Origin of the sequence: Alloalcanivorax sp. C16-1 (assembly GCF_046507805.1) — a bacterium.
Lineage (GTDB): Bacteria > Pseudomonadota > Gammaproteobacteria > Pseudomonadales > Alcanivoracaceae > Alloalcanivorax.
This window is the reverse complement of sequence record NZ_JBKFTK010000003.1, coordinates 400,412-415,066: the sequence shown is the minus strand read 5'-3', so window position 1 is coordinate 415,066 and position 14,655 is coordinate 400,412. Positions and strand designations below refer to the sequence as shown.

Annotated in this window: 18 protein-coding genes; 10 read left to right on the top strand and 8 right to left on the bottom strand. The window is 66.3% G+C overall.

Annotated elements, in window-relative coordinates:
• The 4 genes from ACLD0W_RS12525 to ACLD0W_RS12510 form a co-directional block, all read right to left on the bottom strand.
• Positions 1-294, bottom strand: a complete 294-nt coding sequence (locus ACLD0W_RS12525; protein ID WP_410307813.1) for a hypothetical protein — start codon at positions 292-294, stop codon at positions 1-3.
• Positions 295-309: 15 nt separating this feature from the next.
• A complete protein-coding gene (locus ACLD0W_RS12520; RefSeq protein WP_410307812.1) occupies positions 310-552 on the bottom strand; it encodes a hypothetical protein in 243 nt (80 codons plus the stop codon).
• Between the two features lie 250 nt (positions 553-802).
• The gene (locus tag ACLD0W_RS12515) at positions 803-1,366 is read right to left on the bottom strand and encodes an SOS response-associated peptidase (RefSeq protein ID WP_410307811.1); all 564 of its coding nucleotides are present in this window, start codon (positions 1,364-1,366) and stop codon (positions 803-805) included.
• Between the two features lie 49 nt (positions 1,367-1,415).
• The gene (locus ACLD0W_RS12510; RefSeq protein ID WP_410307810.1) at positions 1,416-2,066 is read right to left on the bottom strand and encodes an SOS response-associated peptidase; all 651 of its coding nucleotides are present in this window, start codon (positions 2,064-2,066) and stop codon (positions 1,416-1,418) included.
• 573 nt (positions 2,067-2,639) lie between these two features.
• Between ACLD0W_RS12510 and ACLD0W_RS12505 the strand changes: the two genes are divergently transcribed.
• The 3 genes from ACLD0W_RS12505 (at position 2,640) to ACLD0W_RS12495 (ending at position 5,186) form a co-directional block, all read left to right on the top strand.
• A complete protein-coding gene (locus tag ACLD0W_RS12505; RefSeq protein ID WP_410307809.1) occupies positions 2,640-3,644 on the top strand; it encodes a DUF5924 family protein in 1,005 nt (334 codons plus the stop codon).
• Between the two features lie 131 nt (positions 3,645-3,775).
• Positions 3,776-4,591 (top strand): cytochrome c oxidase assembly protein, encoded by an 816-nt coding sequence (locus ACLD0W_RS12500; RefSeq protein WP_410308059.1) that lies wholly within the window; start codon positions 3,776-3,778, stop codon positions 4,589-4,591.
• Between the two features lies 1 nt (position 4,592).
• Positions 4,593-5,186 carry an SCO family protein gene (locus ACLD0W_RS12495; protein WP_410307808.1) on the top strand — a complete coding sequence of 198 codons (594 nt, stop codon included), beginning with the start codon at positions 4,593-4,595 and terminating at the stop codon, positions 5,184-5,186.
• A gap of 179 nt (positions 5,187-5,365) precedes the next feature.
• On the opposite strand, the gene metE is transcribed toward ACLD0W_RS12495, so the two are convergent.
• Positions 5,366-7,651, bottom strand: coding sequence for a 5-methyltetrahydropteroyltriglutamate--homocysteine S-methyltransferase (gene metE, locus ACLD0W_RS12490; protein ID WP_410307807.1), 2,286 nt, complete (start codon positions 7,649-7,651; stop codon positions 5,366-5,368).
• A gap of 110 nt (positions 7,652-7,761) precedes the next feature.
• On the opposite strand from metE, the gene ACLD0W_RS12485 reads away from it, so the two are divergent.
• Positions 7,762-8,679: a LysR substrate-binding domain-containing protein gene (locus ACLD0W_RS12485; RefSeq protein ID WP_410308058.1), complete on the top strand. Its 918-nt coding sequence runs from the start codon at positions 7,762-7,764 to the stop codon at positions 8,677-8,679.
• Positions 8,680-8,688: 9 nt separating this feature from the next.
• Here the strand turns inward: ACLD0W_RS12485 and ACLD0W_RS12480 are convergent, their stop codons facing one another.
• From ACLD0W_RS12480 to ACLD0W_RS12470, 3 genes are read right to left on the bottom strand one after another with little or no spacing between them, the layout of a single operon-like run.
• A complete protein-coding gene (locus tag ACLD0W_RS12480) occupies positions 8,689-8,868 on the bottom strand; it encodes a hypothetical protein (RefSeq protein ID WP_410307806.1) in 180 nt (59 codons plus the stop codon).
• Positions 8,869-8,902: 34 nt separating this feature from the next.
• Positions 8,903-9,385, bottom strand: a complete 483-nt coding sequence (locus ACLD0W_RS12475; RefSeq protein ID WP_410307805.1) for a CYTH domain-containing protein — start codon at positions 9,383-9,385, stop codon at positions 8,903-8,905.
• A 24-nt stretch (positions 9,386-9,409) separates the two neighbouring features.
• Positions 9,410-9,994 (bottom strand): lipocalin family protein, encoded by a 585-nt coding sequence (locus ACLD0W_RS12470; protein ID WP_410307804.1) that lies wholly within the window; start codon positions 9,992-9,994, stop codon positions 9,410-9,412.
• A gap of 262 nt (positions 9,995-10,256) precedes the next feature.
• Between ACLD0W_RS12470 and ccmA the strand changes: the two genes are divergently transcribed.
• The 6 genes from ccmA (at position 10,257) to ACLD0W_RS12440 (ending at position 14,652) form a co-directional block, all read left to right on the top strand.
• The gene (ccmA, locus tag ACLD0W_RS12465; RefSeq protein WP_410308057.1) at positions 10,257-10,805 is read left to right on the top strand and encodes a cytochrome c biogenesis heme-transporting ATPase CcmA; all 549 of its coding nucleotides are present in this window, start codon (positions 10,257-10,259) and stop codon (positions 10,803-10,805) included.
• Entirely contained in the window at positions 10,802-11,473 is a 672-nt protein-coding gene (gene ccmB, locus ACLD0W_RS12460) for a heme exporter protein CcmB (protein ID WP_410307803.1), read from the top strand. The genes ccmA and ccmB overlap by 4 nt, the downstream gene beginning before the upstream one ends.
• Positions 11,474-11,551: 78 nt before the next feature.
• The gene (ccmC, locus tag ACLD0W_RS12455; protein WP_410307802.1) at positions 11,552-12,301 is read left to right on the top strand and encodes a heme ABC transporter permease CcmC; all 750 of its coding nucleotides are present in this window, start codon (positions 11,552-11,554) and stop codon (positions 12,299-12,301) included.
• A 10-nt stretch (positions 12,302-12,311) separates the two neighbouring features.
• Positions 12,312-12,527, top strand: a complete 216-nt coding sequence (gene ccmD, locus ACLD0W_RS12450; RefSeq protein ID WP_204429403.1) for a heme exporter protein CcmD — start codon at positions 12,312-12,314, stop codon at positions 12,525-12,527.
• Complete coding sequence (gene ccmE / locus ACLD0W_RS12445; RefSeq protein ID WP_410307801.1) at positions 12,511-13,047, top strand: cytochrome c maturation protein CcmE; 537 nt, start codon at positions 12,511-12,513, stop codon at positions 13,045-13,047. The genes ccmD and ccmE overlap by 17 nt, the downstream gene beginning before the upstream one ends.
• Positions 13,048-13,158: 111 nt before the next feature.
• Positions 13,159-14,652, top strand: coding sequence for a RimK family protein (locus tag ACLD0W_RS12440; RefSeq protein ID WP_410307800.1), 1,494 nt, complete (start codon positions 13,159-13,161; stop codon positions 14,650-14,652).
• Positions 14,653-14,655 lie beyond the last annotated feature (3 nt).

Below are 14,655 nucleotides of genomic sequence, written 5' to 3'. Positions count from 1 at the left end.
TCAGCGGCCCTGGTAGGGCTGATCCGTGTCGAACTCGACCAGGAGTATTGTCGCTCCAGCGCCCTGCGCTCGCCCAATTAATATGCTGAGCTGAGTCGAAACGAGCCCCGGATAATCCTCAAAATTGCCAAGCTCGCGGACGTCGATGGCATATTTGTTTAAGCTGAAGCTGGCCACAGGCAGTCGATGGTTATTGCTCATGATATGGCAGGATTCTAAATCGCTCTTTATCAGGTCCATGTCTTCAGGCGAAGCCACGTAGACAGTCTCAAGTTCAGGGATTTCAACCTTCATCATTCGATTCCTTTTCTATTGCTGTCTCGGCCCAATGCCGAGCATCCGGTACCCCGCCGCTTCCAGGGCCCGAAGGCAAGCCTCTTCTTGGAACCGAAACTCAGGTGGTGGCTTGATCGGCATTCCCAGCTGCATCCTCACCAAGCCGGCCGCGATCTCGTCGCTCGGCTTCCTCGGATATGCCACCACCACCGTGATTTCCTCGCCGCCGGGGTTCTTCAGCAGGACGGGCCAGTATTGGGTCAGGGTCGCATCCATGCGGTGTTTCCTCCTTTCAGGGCCGGAGTCGGGGTTCCGGCGCTTTCGAGGTTTGCACGTCGCCATGGGCGTGTCTGTAGGAAATCACTGCCGGAGCGTGTAGGAAAAAGATTACATCAGGCTGTGGTCGCGGACAGGCCGCCAGAGGATAGGCGCAGCAGCAAATGGTCCAATGAGCCTTCAATCCCCGCAGCCATGAGTGTGAAGGTAATGGAAAATCTGACACAGATCGTCGTCATCGGAGCCGCCATCAGGCGCGCTCAACTGAAACCGCTCCGTCTGGAAGTGGGCCGATTAGCGCCACAGCTTCATCCGGTGTCGATTCCACCCACCGTTGGGCGTGCGATGGCTGAACGAATACCGGCATACGATGGTGATATTCCGCGCATTCCCGGTTCGGGACGGTGGTGAGCGACACCATCGCCGGCTCCTCGCCCGGGTACCAGATCCCGGCCATGAGCATCGGCCCGCCGTCGGGCAGGGCGAACCGGTATTTCTGTTTCCGAGAGCCGCCCTCGTCGCGCCATTCATACCAGCAGTCGAGCGGGATGAGGCACCGGTGGTCGCGGAACGCGGCCGCGAATGTGCGTTTCTCGGCCACGGTCTCGCCCTGGGCGTTGATCAGGATCTTCTTAGCCCAGGCCGGCTGGATGCCCCAGCGCACGTCCACCTGCTCCAGGCCGCCGGCCAGCACCGGCACCACGTTGGTGGGCCTGATGTCCGGGTTATGGGTGATCACGAACGGCCGGCCGGACAGGTCCTGGACGAACCGCATTATCCGGTCGGGGTCGATGGCGCCGTAGCGTCCGCACATAGCTCTCTCCCTTTCCTCGATTTAGCATGCCACCGCCTGCTGGCGGCGACTACCACAGCGGCTTCCCTCGCCGGCGGCCAGGCACCCGCTGGATGAACCTGGGTGCGTTGTTCTCCGGGTCGTTGATGAGCGGGCTGATGGGGATGGCCTCCAGGCGGCCCCGGTGTACCGCGGCGCAGTGATCAAACTCCGGCCGCTCCAGCCAGGCCAGCGCGCCGGCGGCGTCCAGGATGACCGGCATCCGGTCGGTCAGCTGCGCCAGCATCTCGTTGGGCCGGGTGGTCACCGCCGCCGCCGTCCGGACGGGCCCGTGCGGGCTCTGCCACAGCTGCCAGACGCCGGCGATCAGGAACATGCCGGCGCCCTCGCGCAGCTGGAACAGGTAGGGCTGCCCATCCAGGCCGAACTCCCACTCATAGAACCCGGTCGCCGGGAACAGGCAGGGCTGGCGCAGGTGGCGCGCGGCCTCGCTGAACAGCGTCGCCGCCCGGATGGACCGGGCCTGGCGCCGGTTGTAGACCATGCCCCACCGGAACGGCGTGAGGGTGGCGCCGCCGGCGGCCCGGTAGATCACCGGCACCGTGGCGCCTGGGGCGATGTTGTGCAGCTGCTCGCCCACGAACGGCCCCGTCACACCCTCGGTGCGGAGGCTCAACTTGGGCAGCTGGCGGGGGTCGGCGGTGAGTTGGTAGCGGCGCATGGCGGGATGATATTACTGGACATAAGTACAGTATATGGTGGATCGCGACGCCGAGCGTGAAGCCGGCAGGGCGGCATCAAAAAAGCCGCTAAATCCCTGATGCTCCGTGGCCAAAATCGGCATCTTTTGATGCTGGCGGTGCCGTAAGCCTCTGAAAAATATCACCTGTGCATCTGGCTACGAACCAGGAGGTCGGGGGTTCGAATCCTCCCCGGTGCGCCACACATGAAAAGCCCACTCATTCGAGTGGGCTTTTTTTTGTGTGGCGCACCGGGGAGGTATTCAGAGAACCCCCCCGGGTTCGACAAGCCGGCCCCCCGGGCCGGCGCAGGACGCCGCCGCCACGCGGCGGCGCCCCGAAGGGGTGAGCCCGGGCCCAAAGGCCCGGGCGAATCAATCCTCCCCGGTGCCCCTCTACCCGGCACCACTCCCACCTCAACCCAAGACGCCCCCTCTACCCAACCCAGGCGAGCGAAGCAAAGCCTGGCGCCCCCGAATTTTACAAGCCGCCAAAGAAACCATCCGCTACCCTGTGCCCTCGAACCCAAAGCCCCACCACAGGACCGGACCACAATGCACCCCCAATGGCTCCCCCGCCTCAACGCGCTCCTCTACCGCCTGCGCCACCTCTGGGCGGTGGGCAGTTTCTCCCTGGGCCTGGCGAGCTATTTCCTGGTGGAACGCAAACCCTGGCTGGCGGCGGTGCTCACCGCCATCCTGGTCGGCACCTGGCTGGTGCTGCTCACGGAAAACTTCTGGCTGCGCCGGTTCCGGGGCACCGGCATGGAGCCTCTCGCCCAGGGCGCCCTCAAGCTGATGCTGCAGGGTGTGCACCAGGAGGCGTTTTTCTTCAGCCTGCCGTTCGTGATCCTGCAATGGTCCGGCGGCGCCGAATACTTTCTGTTCACCGGGCTGGTGGCCGCCGCCGCCCTGGTCAGCATTGTCGATCCGCTGTACTTCCGGCTGGCGGCGCACCGGGCGGTGTACTTCGGCTTCCACGCCTGGGCGCTGTTCGTGGCGCTGTTGGTGCTGTTGCCGCTGATCTTCAAATGGCCCACCAACTTCGCCCTCGACGGCGCCGCCTTGCTCACCGCCCTGTTCGCGTTGCCCAGCTTCTGGCGGGTGGGCGGTCCGCGCCCGGCCTACCGCTGGGCGATACTGGTGGGGGTGTCCGTGGCGATCGCCACGGTGCCGGTGTGGGGCGCCCGGCTGGTGCCGCCGCTGACCCTGTCCCTGGAAGAGCGCGCCATGGCGGTGAGCATCAACCGCAGCAGCCGCGAGCCGCTGGTCACCGGGCGCACCTTCCGGGCCTCGGAGCTGGGCGACGGGCTGTACGCCTACACCGCCATCCGCGCGCCCCTGGGGCTGGGTCAGGAAGTCCGCCATTACTGGTTCCACGACGGCCAGCTGGTGGACCGCATCGGCCTGCACCTCACCGGCGGCCGCCGGGAGGGTTACCGCACCTGGTCCCACAAGGCCCATCTGCCGGCGCCGGCGGTGGGCGACTGGCGGGTGGAGGTGCGCACCGACAAGAACCAGATCGTCGGCGTGCTGCGCTTCACGGTGGTGCCGGACTAGCGCCGCCTCCGGAGGGTGTGACAAATCGCCCCACCCCCGGGGTTGTGCCTTGACGGCGGCGGGGGGGCGGCGCAACCTTGGCGCCGCGATCCGGGCCGGCGCGGGCCGGCCGCTCCCGGAAAGGCTCCTTGATGCTGCACACCCTGTCCGGCGCGTTGACGCCCTACATTTTTTCGCCGATCACCGTACTGCTGTTTCTGTTGGCGGTGACCGCGTACCTGGTCGGCTGGCGCCGGCTGGCGGCCCGTGGCCGGTCGCCGTCCGCCTGGCGCACCCTGTCGTTTTTCCTGGGCGTGCTGCTGTGCTACACGGTGATGCACACCCAGTTCGACTATTACTCGCGTTACATGTTTTTCGTGCACCGGGGCCAGCACCTGGTGTTGCACCACCTGGGCGCCTTTCTGATCGCCCTGGCCAATCCACTGCCGGTGCTGGCCGCCTGCGCCGGCGACCGCCACTTTCCCCGGCTGGCGGCGGCGTTCCGGCCGGTGCGCCGGGTGCTGTTCGATCCGCTGGTGGCGACGGTGCTGTTCGTGGGGCTGATCTTTTTCTGGCTGAGTCCCTCGATTCATTTCGACGCCATGCTCAGCCTGCGACTCTACGAACTGATGAACTGGTCGATGCTGGTGGACGGGGTGATCTTCTGGCTGGTGATCCTGGATCCCCGCGATCCGGACCGGGCTGGCACGTCCCGCTTTGGCGTGCGTTTCCTGATGCTGGTGGCGGCGCTGTTCCCGCAGATTCTGCTGGGCGCCTACATCACCTTCGCCGACGCCGGTCTGTACGACGTGTACGCCATCTGCGGGCGGGCGTTCGCCATCGATCCGGCCACCGATCAGGTGTTGGGCGGGATTCTCACCTGGATCCCGGCGGCCATGATGACCATCATCGGCGCCCTGGTGGTGCTGCGTTTGTATCTGCGTTACGACAGTGAAAAAGGAGGCTGACATGGTCCGATATCTGAGCGCGGCGCTGCTGGCCGCCAGTCTTTTCTGGCTGGCCGGTTGCGGTTCCTCGGGGGTCTCGTTCAACGGCAAGGACATCACCGGCCTGATGCCGGATCTGGCGTTTTCGCTGAAAGGCGAGGGTGGGGAAACGGTGACCCAGGACCGTTACCAGGACGAGGCGGTGGTGCTGTTTTTCGGCTATACCCATTGTCCGGATTTCTGCCCGACCACGCTGACCGCGCTGGCCCAGGCGCTGAACAAGCTGTCCGATGAGGAGCGTGAGCGGCTGCGGGTGCTGTTCGTGAGCGTGGACCCGGAGCGGGACACGCCGGAGTTGCTGGCCAAGTACACCGCCTACTTCAGTCCCCGGGTGGACGGGCTGACCGGTGATCAGGAGGCGTTGCGGGAGTTGACCAAGCGATACCGCACCACTTACAGCTATGAGGAGCCGGACAAGAACGGCAATTATCTGGTGAACCACGGGCTGGCCATGTACGGGTTTGATCGGCACGGGAAGGTGCGGTTGTTCATGCGTAATGATCAGCCGGTGGAGGAGATTGCCGAGGATTTGCGGGCGTTGGTCTCGATTCAATGACGGGCAGGCTCTCCAGCCGGGGCGCGACTCCGCCTGGAGGCCCTTCCGGGAACGCTGTGAACCCGTCCCTGGGCGCTCCCTTTCGAACGTCCTGTTCTCAAGGGTCCCGGAAGGGCCTCCAGGCGGAGCCGCTCGGAGCGGGATTCCGCGCGGTGGGGGGGAGGCGGAGGGTAGGAAGGTTAGCCGGCGCGGAGGCGTTTGGCGGCTTGGACCATGTTGGCCAGGGCGCCTTCGGTTTCTTCCCATTTGCGGGTTTTCAGGCCGCAGTCCGGGTTCACCCAGAGCCGTTCCTTGGGCAGGCGGTGGGCGGCTTTTTCCATCAGGCGCACCATCCAGTCCACGTCCGGCTGGTTGGGGGAGTGGATGTCGTAGACCCCCGGGCCGATGTCGTTGGGGTATTGGAAGGTCTCGAAGGCTTCCAGCAGTTCCATGTTCGAGCGTGACGTTTCGATGGTGATCACATCCGCGTCCATGGCGGCGATCGCTTCGATGATGTCGTTGAACTCGGAATAGCACATGTGGGTGTGGATCTGGGTTTCGTCGGCCACGCCCACGGTAGCCAGGCGGAAGCAGTCCACCGCCCAATCCAGGTACGCCTGCCAGTCGCCGCGCCGCAGGGGCAAGCCTTCCCGGAAGGCCGGTTCGTCGATCTGGATCACGCCGATGCCGGCGGCTTCCAGGTCCTGGACTTCATCGCGCAGGGCCAGGGCGATTTGCCGGCAGGTGGTCTCGCGGGGCTGGTCGTCGCGCACGAAGGACCATTGCAGAATCGTCACCGGGCCGGTGAGCATGCCCTTCACCGGTTTGTCGGTGAGCGATTGGGCGAAGCGGGCCCATTCCACGGTCATTGCCCGCGGGCGGCTGACGTCACCGAAGATCACCGGCGGCTTCACGCAGCGTGAGCCGTAGCTCTGCACCCAGCCGAAGCGGGTAAAGGCGAAGCCCTCCAGCAGTTCACCGAAGTATTCCACCATGTCGTTGCGTTCCGCTTCGCCGTGCACCAGCACGTCCAGGTCCACCTGTTCCTGATAGCGGATGGCGCGGGTGATTTCCTGTTTCATCTCCGCCAGGTAACCGGCCTGGTCCAGTTTGCCCGCTTTCCAGTCGCGCCGGGCGGTGCGGATTTCCGGGGTCTGCGGGAAGGAGCCGATGGTGGTGGTGGGGAAGGCGGGCAGTTTCAGCGCCGCCTGTTGTTTGCCGATGCGGTCGGCGAACGGGCTGACACGGTCTCGGGAAAGATCGCCGGCGGCGGCCAGGCGCTCGCCCACGGCGTTGTTATGGATACGCGGGGAAGCGGCGCGGGCGACCAGCGCCTGGCGCCGGGCGGCGAGGGTGGCGCGGTCGGCGTTGCCGTCCAGGGCATCGCCGAGCAGCTTCAGCTCGTCGAGTTTCTGTTTGGCGAAGCTCAGCCAGCTTTTCAGTTCGGCGTCGAGCTTGTCTTCCTGGTCCAGATCCACCGGGCTGTGGAGCAGCGAGCAGGAGGGGGCCAGCCACAGTTGGTCGCCGAGTTGTTCCTTGAGCGGCTTGAGGGTTTCCAGCAGGGCGTCCAGGTCGGCACGCCAGATATTGCGGCCGTTGATCACGCCCAGGGACAGCACCTTGTCGCCCAAACGCGGCAGCACCCGGGCCAGGTCGTCGTTGCCGCGCACCCGGTCCAGGTGCAGGCCGGCCACCGGCAATGCCAGGGCGGTGAACAGGTTGTCGTCCAGGCTTTCGAAGTAGGTGGCGAGCAGCAGCTTCACGTCGGCGGCGCCGGCCAGCCGGTCGTAGACGCGCAGGTAGGCACGCTGCCAGGCGTCCGGCAGGTCCAGACACAGAATCGGTTCGTCGATCTGTACCCAGGTGACGCCCTGGTCGGCGAAGCGTTGCAGGATCTGCTTATAGACCGGAATCAGCTTGTCCAGCAGGTCGAGCTTGTTCAGGTCCCCGTTGGCCTCGAACGCCTCGCCCTTGGACAGCCACAGGTAAGTGAGCGGGCCGGGGATCACCGGCTTGGCGTCGTGACCCAGGGCGCGGGCTTCGTCGATCTGCTCGAACAGGGTGTCCCGGGCGACGCGGAAGGTCTGGTCCGCGCTCAGTTCCGGCACGATGTAGTGGTAGTTGGTATCGAACCACTTGGTCATCTCGCAGGCGGCCGCCGGCTGGCCGGTGGGCGCCCGGCCCCGGGCCATGCGGAACAGGGTGTCCAGGTCCACCGGCCGGTCGTCGGCCTGGCCGAAGCGGGCCGGCACCACGCCCAGCAGGCAGGAGAATTCCAGAATCTGGTCGTACCAGGCGAAGTCGCCCACCGGTACCGGCGACACGCCGGCCTCGGCCTGCAGGGCCCAGTGGCGTTCACGCAGGCTGCGGCCCACGTGTTCCAGTTCGCTTTGCTGCAGGGTGCCGGCCCAGTAAGCCTCCTGCGCCTGTTTCAATTCCCGGCGGGCGCCGATGCGGGGGAAGCCGAGATTGTGCAAGGTGGTCATGGTGTGTCCTTTCCGTCGCCGTGGCGTTCAGTGCAAAGAACGCTATTGTGGAGACGGACCAACATGAGACAAAATCAAATATCTAATTCTAAGTATGAGGGTTTCTCATGTTGCTGGAGCTGCGCCATCTCAACACCCTGCTGGCCATCGACGAGGCGGGCAGCCTGGTGGAGGCGGCGGAGCGGCTGCACGTGACCCAGTCGGCCCTGTCACACCAGCTCAAGGACCTGGAGCATCGGCTGGCGGTGTCGCTGATCGTGCGCCGCACCCGTCCGATCCGTTTCACGCCCGCCGGCGCCCGGCTGCTGGCGCTGGCCCGTGACATCCTGCCACGGGTGAAGCGCACGGAAACCGAGCTGCGCCGGCTGGCGGCGGGGCGCAGCGGCCGGCTGCACATCGCCATCGAGTGCCATTCCTGCTTTCAATGGCTGATGCCGGCGCTGGACCGGTTCCGGGAGGCCTGGCCGGAGGTGGAGCTGGATCTGTCGGCGGCGTTCAGCTTCACGCCGCAGAGCGCGCTGGTGCGCGGGGACCTGGACATGGTGATCACCTCCGACCCGGTGGATAACGAGGCGGTGCGTTATCTGCCGCTGTTCCGTTACGAGCTGGTGTTGGCGGTGGCGCGGGATTCGGCGCTGGCGAAGCGGCGTTTCGTGGCGGCGTCGGAGCTGGGCGACCAGAGGCTGATCGCCTATCCGGTGGAGCATGAACGGTTGGACGTGTTCACCGCCTTTCTCGATCCCGCCGGCGTGACGCCGGCGTCGGTGCGTACCGCCGAGCTGACGCCGATGATGGTGCAACTGGTGGCCGCCGGTCGCGGGGTGGCGGCCCTGCCCAACTGGGCGCTCACCGAATATCTGGATCTCAAGCTGGTGGACGCGGTGCGGCTGGGCGAGGCGGGAGTCTGGCGCACGCTTTACGCGGCGGTGCGCGATGGCGACGAGGCGGTGCCGTACGTCCAGGAGTTCATGGACACCGCCCGGGATCTTTGCTTCCAGAACCTGTCCGGGATCCGCCGGGCGGACTGAGCGCGCCGTTCAGAGCGGCGGCTCGCGGGGCTGCAGCGGCGCCACCCAGTAGTGCTGCTTGTGGCCACGTCGCTGGTAGCGCTGACACACCCGGTCGGCCTGCTGCCGCGAGTGGAAACGGTTCACCACGAACACATTGCCGTGGTCGTCCTGCCGCCACAGCACGTACTGGCTGTTACTTGCGGCCATGGTTACCAACGGCCATGGTGATCACCGTTCATCGTTACCACTGGCCAAAGGGCGTACGGCTGAGCGCGCTGTTGTAGAAGCGTGCGTCATCGGTGACTTCCTCGCCCAGCCAGTCCGGGCGGGGCACGCTCTGGTCCTCGTGGCGCAGCTCGATCTCCGCCACCACCAGGCCCTGGTTGTCGCCGTGGAAGACGTCCACCTCCCACTCCAGATCCGCGTCTTCCGCCGCGGACCCGGCCGGCAGCCGGTAGCGGGTTTTGTCGATCACGCCCTCGGCGCACATCTCCGCCAGTATGGCCCGGGCGTCGTCCACCGGAATCGGATACTCGAATTCGCTGCGGCGGGCGCCCCGGGTCTCGCCCTTGAGCGTGAGCCAGGCCCGTTGATCCTGGATGCGCACCCGCACCGTGGCCCGCCGGTCGTGGCTGAGATAACCCTGGGTCAGCCGCTCACCCTGCCGGCCTTCGAGAAAGCCGGTGTCGGTGACGCGGAATTTGCGCTCGATTTCCACTCCCATCAGGTTCGCTCCCGAGGTCCTTGATCAGCCTTCCGCCGGCGCCGGAGCATCCGGTACCAGATCGCGGTTGCGCCGCAGTTCATCCACCGGGAAACCCTTTTCGCGGGCCACGTCCACCAGGGCCTGGTACTGGTCTTCCGGCAGGCGCGGCTGGCGGGCCAGAATCCACAGATAGTCCCGGCTGGGGCCGCCCACCACCACGGTCTCGTAGTTGTCGTCCAGGGCCAGCACCCAGTAGTTGCCTTCGGCCAGCCAAGGCAGCAGGTTGGAGAACCAATTGTCGAAGCGCACTTTCAGCCTGGCGTCGCCGCTGCCCTCGATGGCGCGGGCGCTGCCGGTGGCTTCACTGGGGCCGTCCTCGCGCTGGCAGCGGTTGACCACGCCAAGGCGGTGCGGCGCTTCCACGGTGTAGGTGGCGGTGGAGTTGTAGCAGCCCCGCTGGAACCATTGCGGCAGACGGGCGATCTCGTACCAGGTGCCGCTGTAGCGCTCCAGATCGACCCGGTCCACGGTGGTCAGGGGCGGTTCTCCGACGCCGCTGGCGCAGCCGGTCAGGGCGGTGGCGGCGAGCAGGGGCAGGGCGGCGAGCTTGAGAGTCCGAAAGGGCATGTCGTTTCCTTGCGACGCTGGAAAAAGGGGACCCACAGTCTAGACCAATTGCACCGCCGCCGTCCGGTCCCGGCGCACCGGGCCGGCGTTCGGTACGGTCGTCCCCCGTCGTTTTCGCCGTGCTACAATGCCGCGCGAATTGAAGGGCCGCGCGAATTCAGGACCCCGGACCAAACCGGGGCCGCGCCGATTGCCGGAGGTTGGGATTATCACTGGGCCACGTCTCACAGTGCGCGGTTTGAGCTGCGAGCGCGACGACCGGATGCTGTTCCGGGAGCTGGCGCTGTCCGCCGGCGACGGCGAGATCTGGCAGATCACCGGCGCCAACGGCGCCGGCAAGACCACGCTGCTGCGCATTCTGGTGGGCCTGCACGGCTTCTTCGAGGGCGAGGTGCGCTGGCGTGAGCCGTTGGCCCCTTCGCTGCTCTATCTGGGCCATCAACCGGGCGTCCGTGAGGAACTCTCCGCCCGGGAGAACCTCCGATACAGTCAGGCGTTGTGCGGCCAGGGCGGTGACCCGGACGCGGCCCTGGACGCGGTGGGGCTGTACGGCTTCGAGGACGTGCCCGCCGGGCGCTTGTCCGCCGGCCAGAAACGGCGTATCGCCCTGGCCCGGCTGTGGCTGGACCCCAAGCCGGTGTGGGTGCTGGACGAACCCTTCACCGCCATCGACCAGGATGGCGTGGCGCGCCTGGACGCGCGCCTGCGCCAGGCCGCCGCCGCCGGCACCCTGGTGCTGTACACCTCCCACCATCGAGTCGGGGACGACGTGCGCCGGCTGCACCTGGGCGGCGCCGGAGGCACCCCGTGAGCGGCGTCTGGTGGGCGGCGCTGCGCCGCGAACTGACCCTGATCTGGCGGGCGCCGGCGGACATGGTGCAGCCGCTGTTTTTCTTCGTGGTGGTGGTCAGTCTGTTCCCGCTGGGGTTGTCGCCGAAGCCGGAATTGCTGGCCCTGGTGGCCCCCGGGGCGGTCTGGGTGGCGGCGCTGCTGGCGGTGATGCTGTCCCTGGATGGTCTGTTCCGCCGTGACCAGGAAAGTGGCGCCCTGGACCAGATGCTCACGGCCCCCGTGCTAACAGTGGTGCCGGTGTCCGCCAAACTGCTGGCCCACTGGCTGCTCACCGGCCTGCCGCTGGCCCTGGTGGCGCCGCTGCTGGGCTACATGATGCAGCTGCCGGTGGCGGTGCTGGGCACGCTGATGGTGAGCGTGCTGCTGGGCACTCCCACGCTCACCGTGGTGGGCGCCATCGGCGCCGCGCTCACGGTGGGGCTCAATCGCGGCGGTATTCTGTTGGCGGTGCTGGTGTTGCCGCTGTACATCCCGGTGCTGGTGTTCGGCGCCGGCGTGGTGCGCACCGCCCAGGATGGCCTGGCCACGGACGGCCTGCTGGCGGTGCTGGGCGCGATTCTGGCGCTGGCGCTGAGCCTCGGGCCGCTGGCGGTGGCCCTGGGCCTGCGCATCAGCGCCGGGGATTAGAAAAGTTGAAAGTGAAAAGTTGAAAGGGCGGGTTCCTTTTCACTTTGAACTTTCAACTTTGAACTTTGGGTCTGTTTTATGTGGAAAACAATTAAACGCTGGTACCACCAACTGGGCTCGCCGGTCTACTTCTACCGCTTCAGCAGCGCGGTGCTGCCGTGGCTGCTGCCGATTTCGCTGGTACTGCTGGCGGTGGGGCTGGCCTGGGGGCTGGCCTGGGCGCCGGTGGAGCGCTACCAGGGCGACAGCTACCGCATCATCTATATCCATGTGCCGGCCTCCAGCGGCGCCCTGATGGGCTACATCGCCATGGGCGTGGCCGGGCTGGTGGCATTGGTCTGGCGCATGAAGATGGCCGAGGTGATGCTCAAGGCCCTGGCGCCGTTCGGCGCGGTGCTGGCGGCGGTGTCACTGGTCACCGGCGCGCTCTGGGGCAAGCCCACCTGGGGCACCTACTGGCAGTGGGACGCGCGCATGACCTCGATGCTGATTCTGCTGTTTCTGTACCTGGGCATCATCGCCCTGCAAAGCGCCATCCGCGATCCCCGCCAGGCGGCCCGGGCCGCCTCCCTGCTGGCCATGGTGGGGGTGATCAACGTGGTGATCGTCAAGTATTCGGTGGAGTGGCTGCAGACCCTGCACCAGGGCTCCACCCTCAAGGTGATCGGCGAGTCGTCCATCGACGACGCCATGAAGTGGCCGCTGCTGATCAGCATGCTGGGGCTGTGGTTGCTGTACGCGGCCAATGTGCTGATGCGCGCCCGCACCGAGGTGCTTAGCCGCGAACGGCGCGCCGGCTGGGTGCGTAAACTCGTGAACCGGCCCTGAGGACGACCGCATGTACTTCGACAGCTTCGCCGACTTTCTGGCCATGGGCGACCACGGCTTTTTCGTCTGGAGCGCCTACGGCATCAGCGCGCTTCTGATTATCGGCAATATGTTGCTGGCCTGGCGCCAACAGGGACGGGTGCGCGCCGAACTGGCCCGGCGCGCGCGGCGCGAGGCCCGCGATGGGACCACCGTTTCTGGGAGCTCTGATGAATCCGGTTCGTAAACAACGTTTGATCCTGGTGCTGGCGATTCTGGCCGGTCTGGCCGTGGCCGTGGGCCTGGCGGTCTATGCCCTGCGCCAGAACATCAATCTTTTCTACACGCCTCAGCAGGTGGTCTCCGGGGAAGCGCCGGTGGACACCAAGATGCGGGTGGGCGGCCTGGTGGTGGACGGCTCGGTGCGCCGCAATCCGGAGACTCTGGACGTGACCTTCGCGGTCACCGACGGCAAGGGCACCTTCGACATCCATTACCAGGGCATCCTGCCGGATCTGTTCCGGGAGGGGCAGGGCATCGTGGCCAACGGCACCCTGATCAGCCGCGACCGGTTCGAGGCCGAGGAAGTGCTGGCCAAGCACGATGAAACCTACATGCCGCCGGAGGTGCAGGACGCGCTGGAGAAGGCCGGGCACCCGGGCGCCGCCGGCAAGACCGAGGCCGGCTCCGGTGATTCCGAAGGTTATTCCAAGGGCTACTCCAAGGGCTACTCCAAGGGCTATTCCGACCCCCGTCCGGCGGACTGAAGGCGGCTGGCCGCCGGGCCCCGCCGGCCCGGCGCGAAAAAGATTGTCCGCCGTGGCGGGGCTGGCATACAGTGCGCCGATAGCCATCCACTCTTGACCGTTCGGGGCCCCATGAGTCAGGTCATCATTCTCGTCGACGATCCGGCCGACTGGGCCGCCTACTATCCCACCCGCCATCTGCTGTCCGCCCGTGATTACCTGCAGGCGGCGTCACCGGTGTGCACCGACAAAAAGGTGCAGGTGATCAACCTGTGCCGGGCCTACAAGTATCTGTCGCCGGGCTATTACTGCTCGCTGCTGGCGGAGGCCCGCGGCCAGCGGGTGATGCCGTCGGTGCGCACGGTCAACGACCTCAGCCGCAAGGCCCTGTACGGCCTGCACTTCGGCAGCTTCGAGCAGGCCCTGGACCGGGCCATGAAGAAGCAGGGCGATGACGCCACCCGCCTGACCCTGACCCTGTATTTCGGCCACACCGAGCAGGAAGGTCTGGCGGAGCTGGGCCGGCAGATCTTCGACCAGCTGCCGTGCCCGATCCTGCGCGTGTCGTTCCGGCGCCGCGATGACGAGTGGACGCTGGAATCGATCCGCACCGTCAGTCTCAAGCAGCTCAAGAGCAGCGAAGAGGACCTGTTCGCCCGCGCCCTGGAGCAGTTCAACGCCCGGGTCTGGCGCAATCCGCGCCGCCGCCGTGGCGACCGCTACGAGCTGGCCATGCTGCTGGACGAGCAGGAGGCCCTGCCGCCCAGCAACCGCACCGCCCTGAAGCGCTTTATCAAGGCCGGCCGCGAGCTGGGCATCAAGGTGGACCCCATCGGCCGTGACGACTACGCCCGGCTGGGCGAATACGATGGCCTGTTCATCCGCGAAACCACCGGTATCGATCACCACACCTATCAGTTCGCCCGCAAGGCCGAACAGGAGGGCATGGTGGTGATCGACGATCCGGGCTCGATCCTGCGCTGCACCAACAAGATCTATCTGGCCGAACTGATGCAGGCCAATAAGGTGCCGGTGCCGCCCACCGCCTTCGTGTTCGACGATTCCGACGCCCAGGTCGACCGGCTGATCGAGGAGCTGGGCCTGCCCATGGTATTGAAGATTCCCGACGGCAGCTTCTCCCGGGGCATCAGCAAGGTGGCCGACCGGGACGGCCTGCGCGACGCCCTGCGGCAGCATCTCAAACAATCCTCGGTGGTGCTGGCCCAGGCGTTCATGTACACCGACTACGACTGGCGCATCGGCGTGCTCAACCACCGGCCGCTGTTCGCCTGCCAGTATTTCATGAGCAAGGGCCACTGGCAGATCTATCACCACAAGGCCGGCGGCAAGACCACCTCCGGGGGCTTCCGCAGCCTGGCGGTGCGCGACGTGCCGCCCAAGGTGCTGCGCACCGCCCTGAAGGCGGCGCGCCTGATGGGCAACGGCCTGTACGGCGTGGACCTGAAGCAGGCCGGCGACGAGGTGGTGGTGATCGAGGTCAACGACAACCCCAACGTGGACGCCGGCGTCGAGGACCTGTGGCTGGGCGAGGATCTGTACCGGCAGATCATGCTGGAGTTTCTGCGCCGGCTGGAAGCCAAACGACTGGGGCTGCCGCTGTTCTGACCC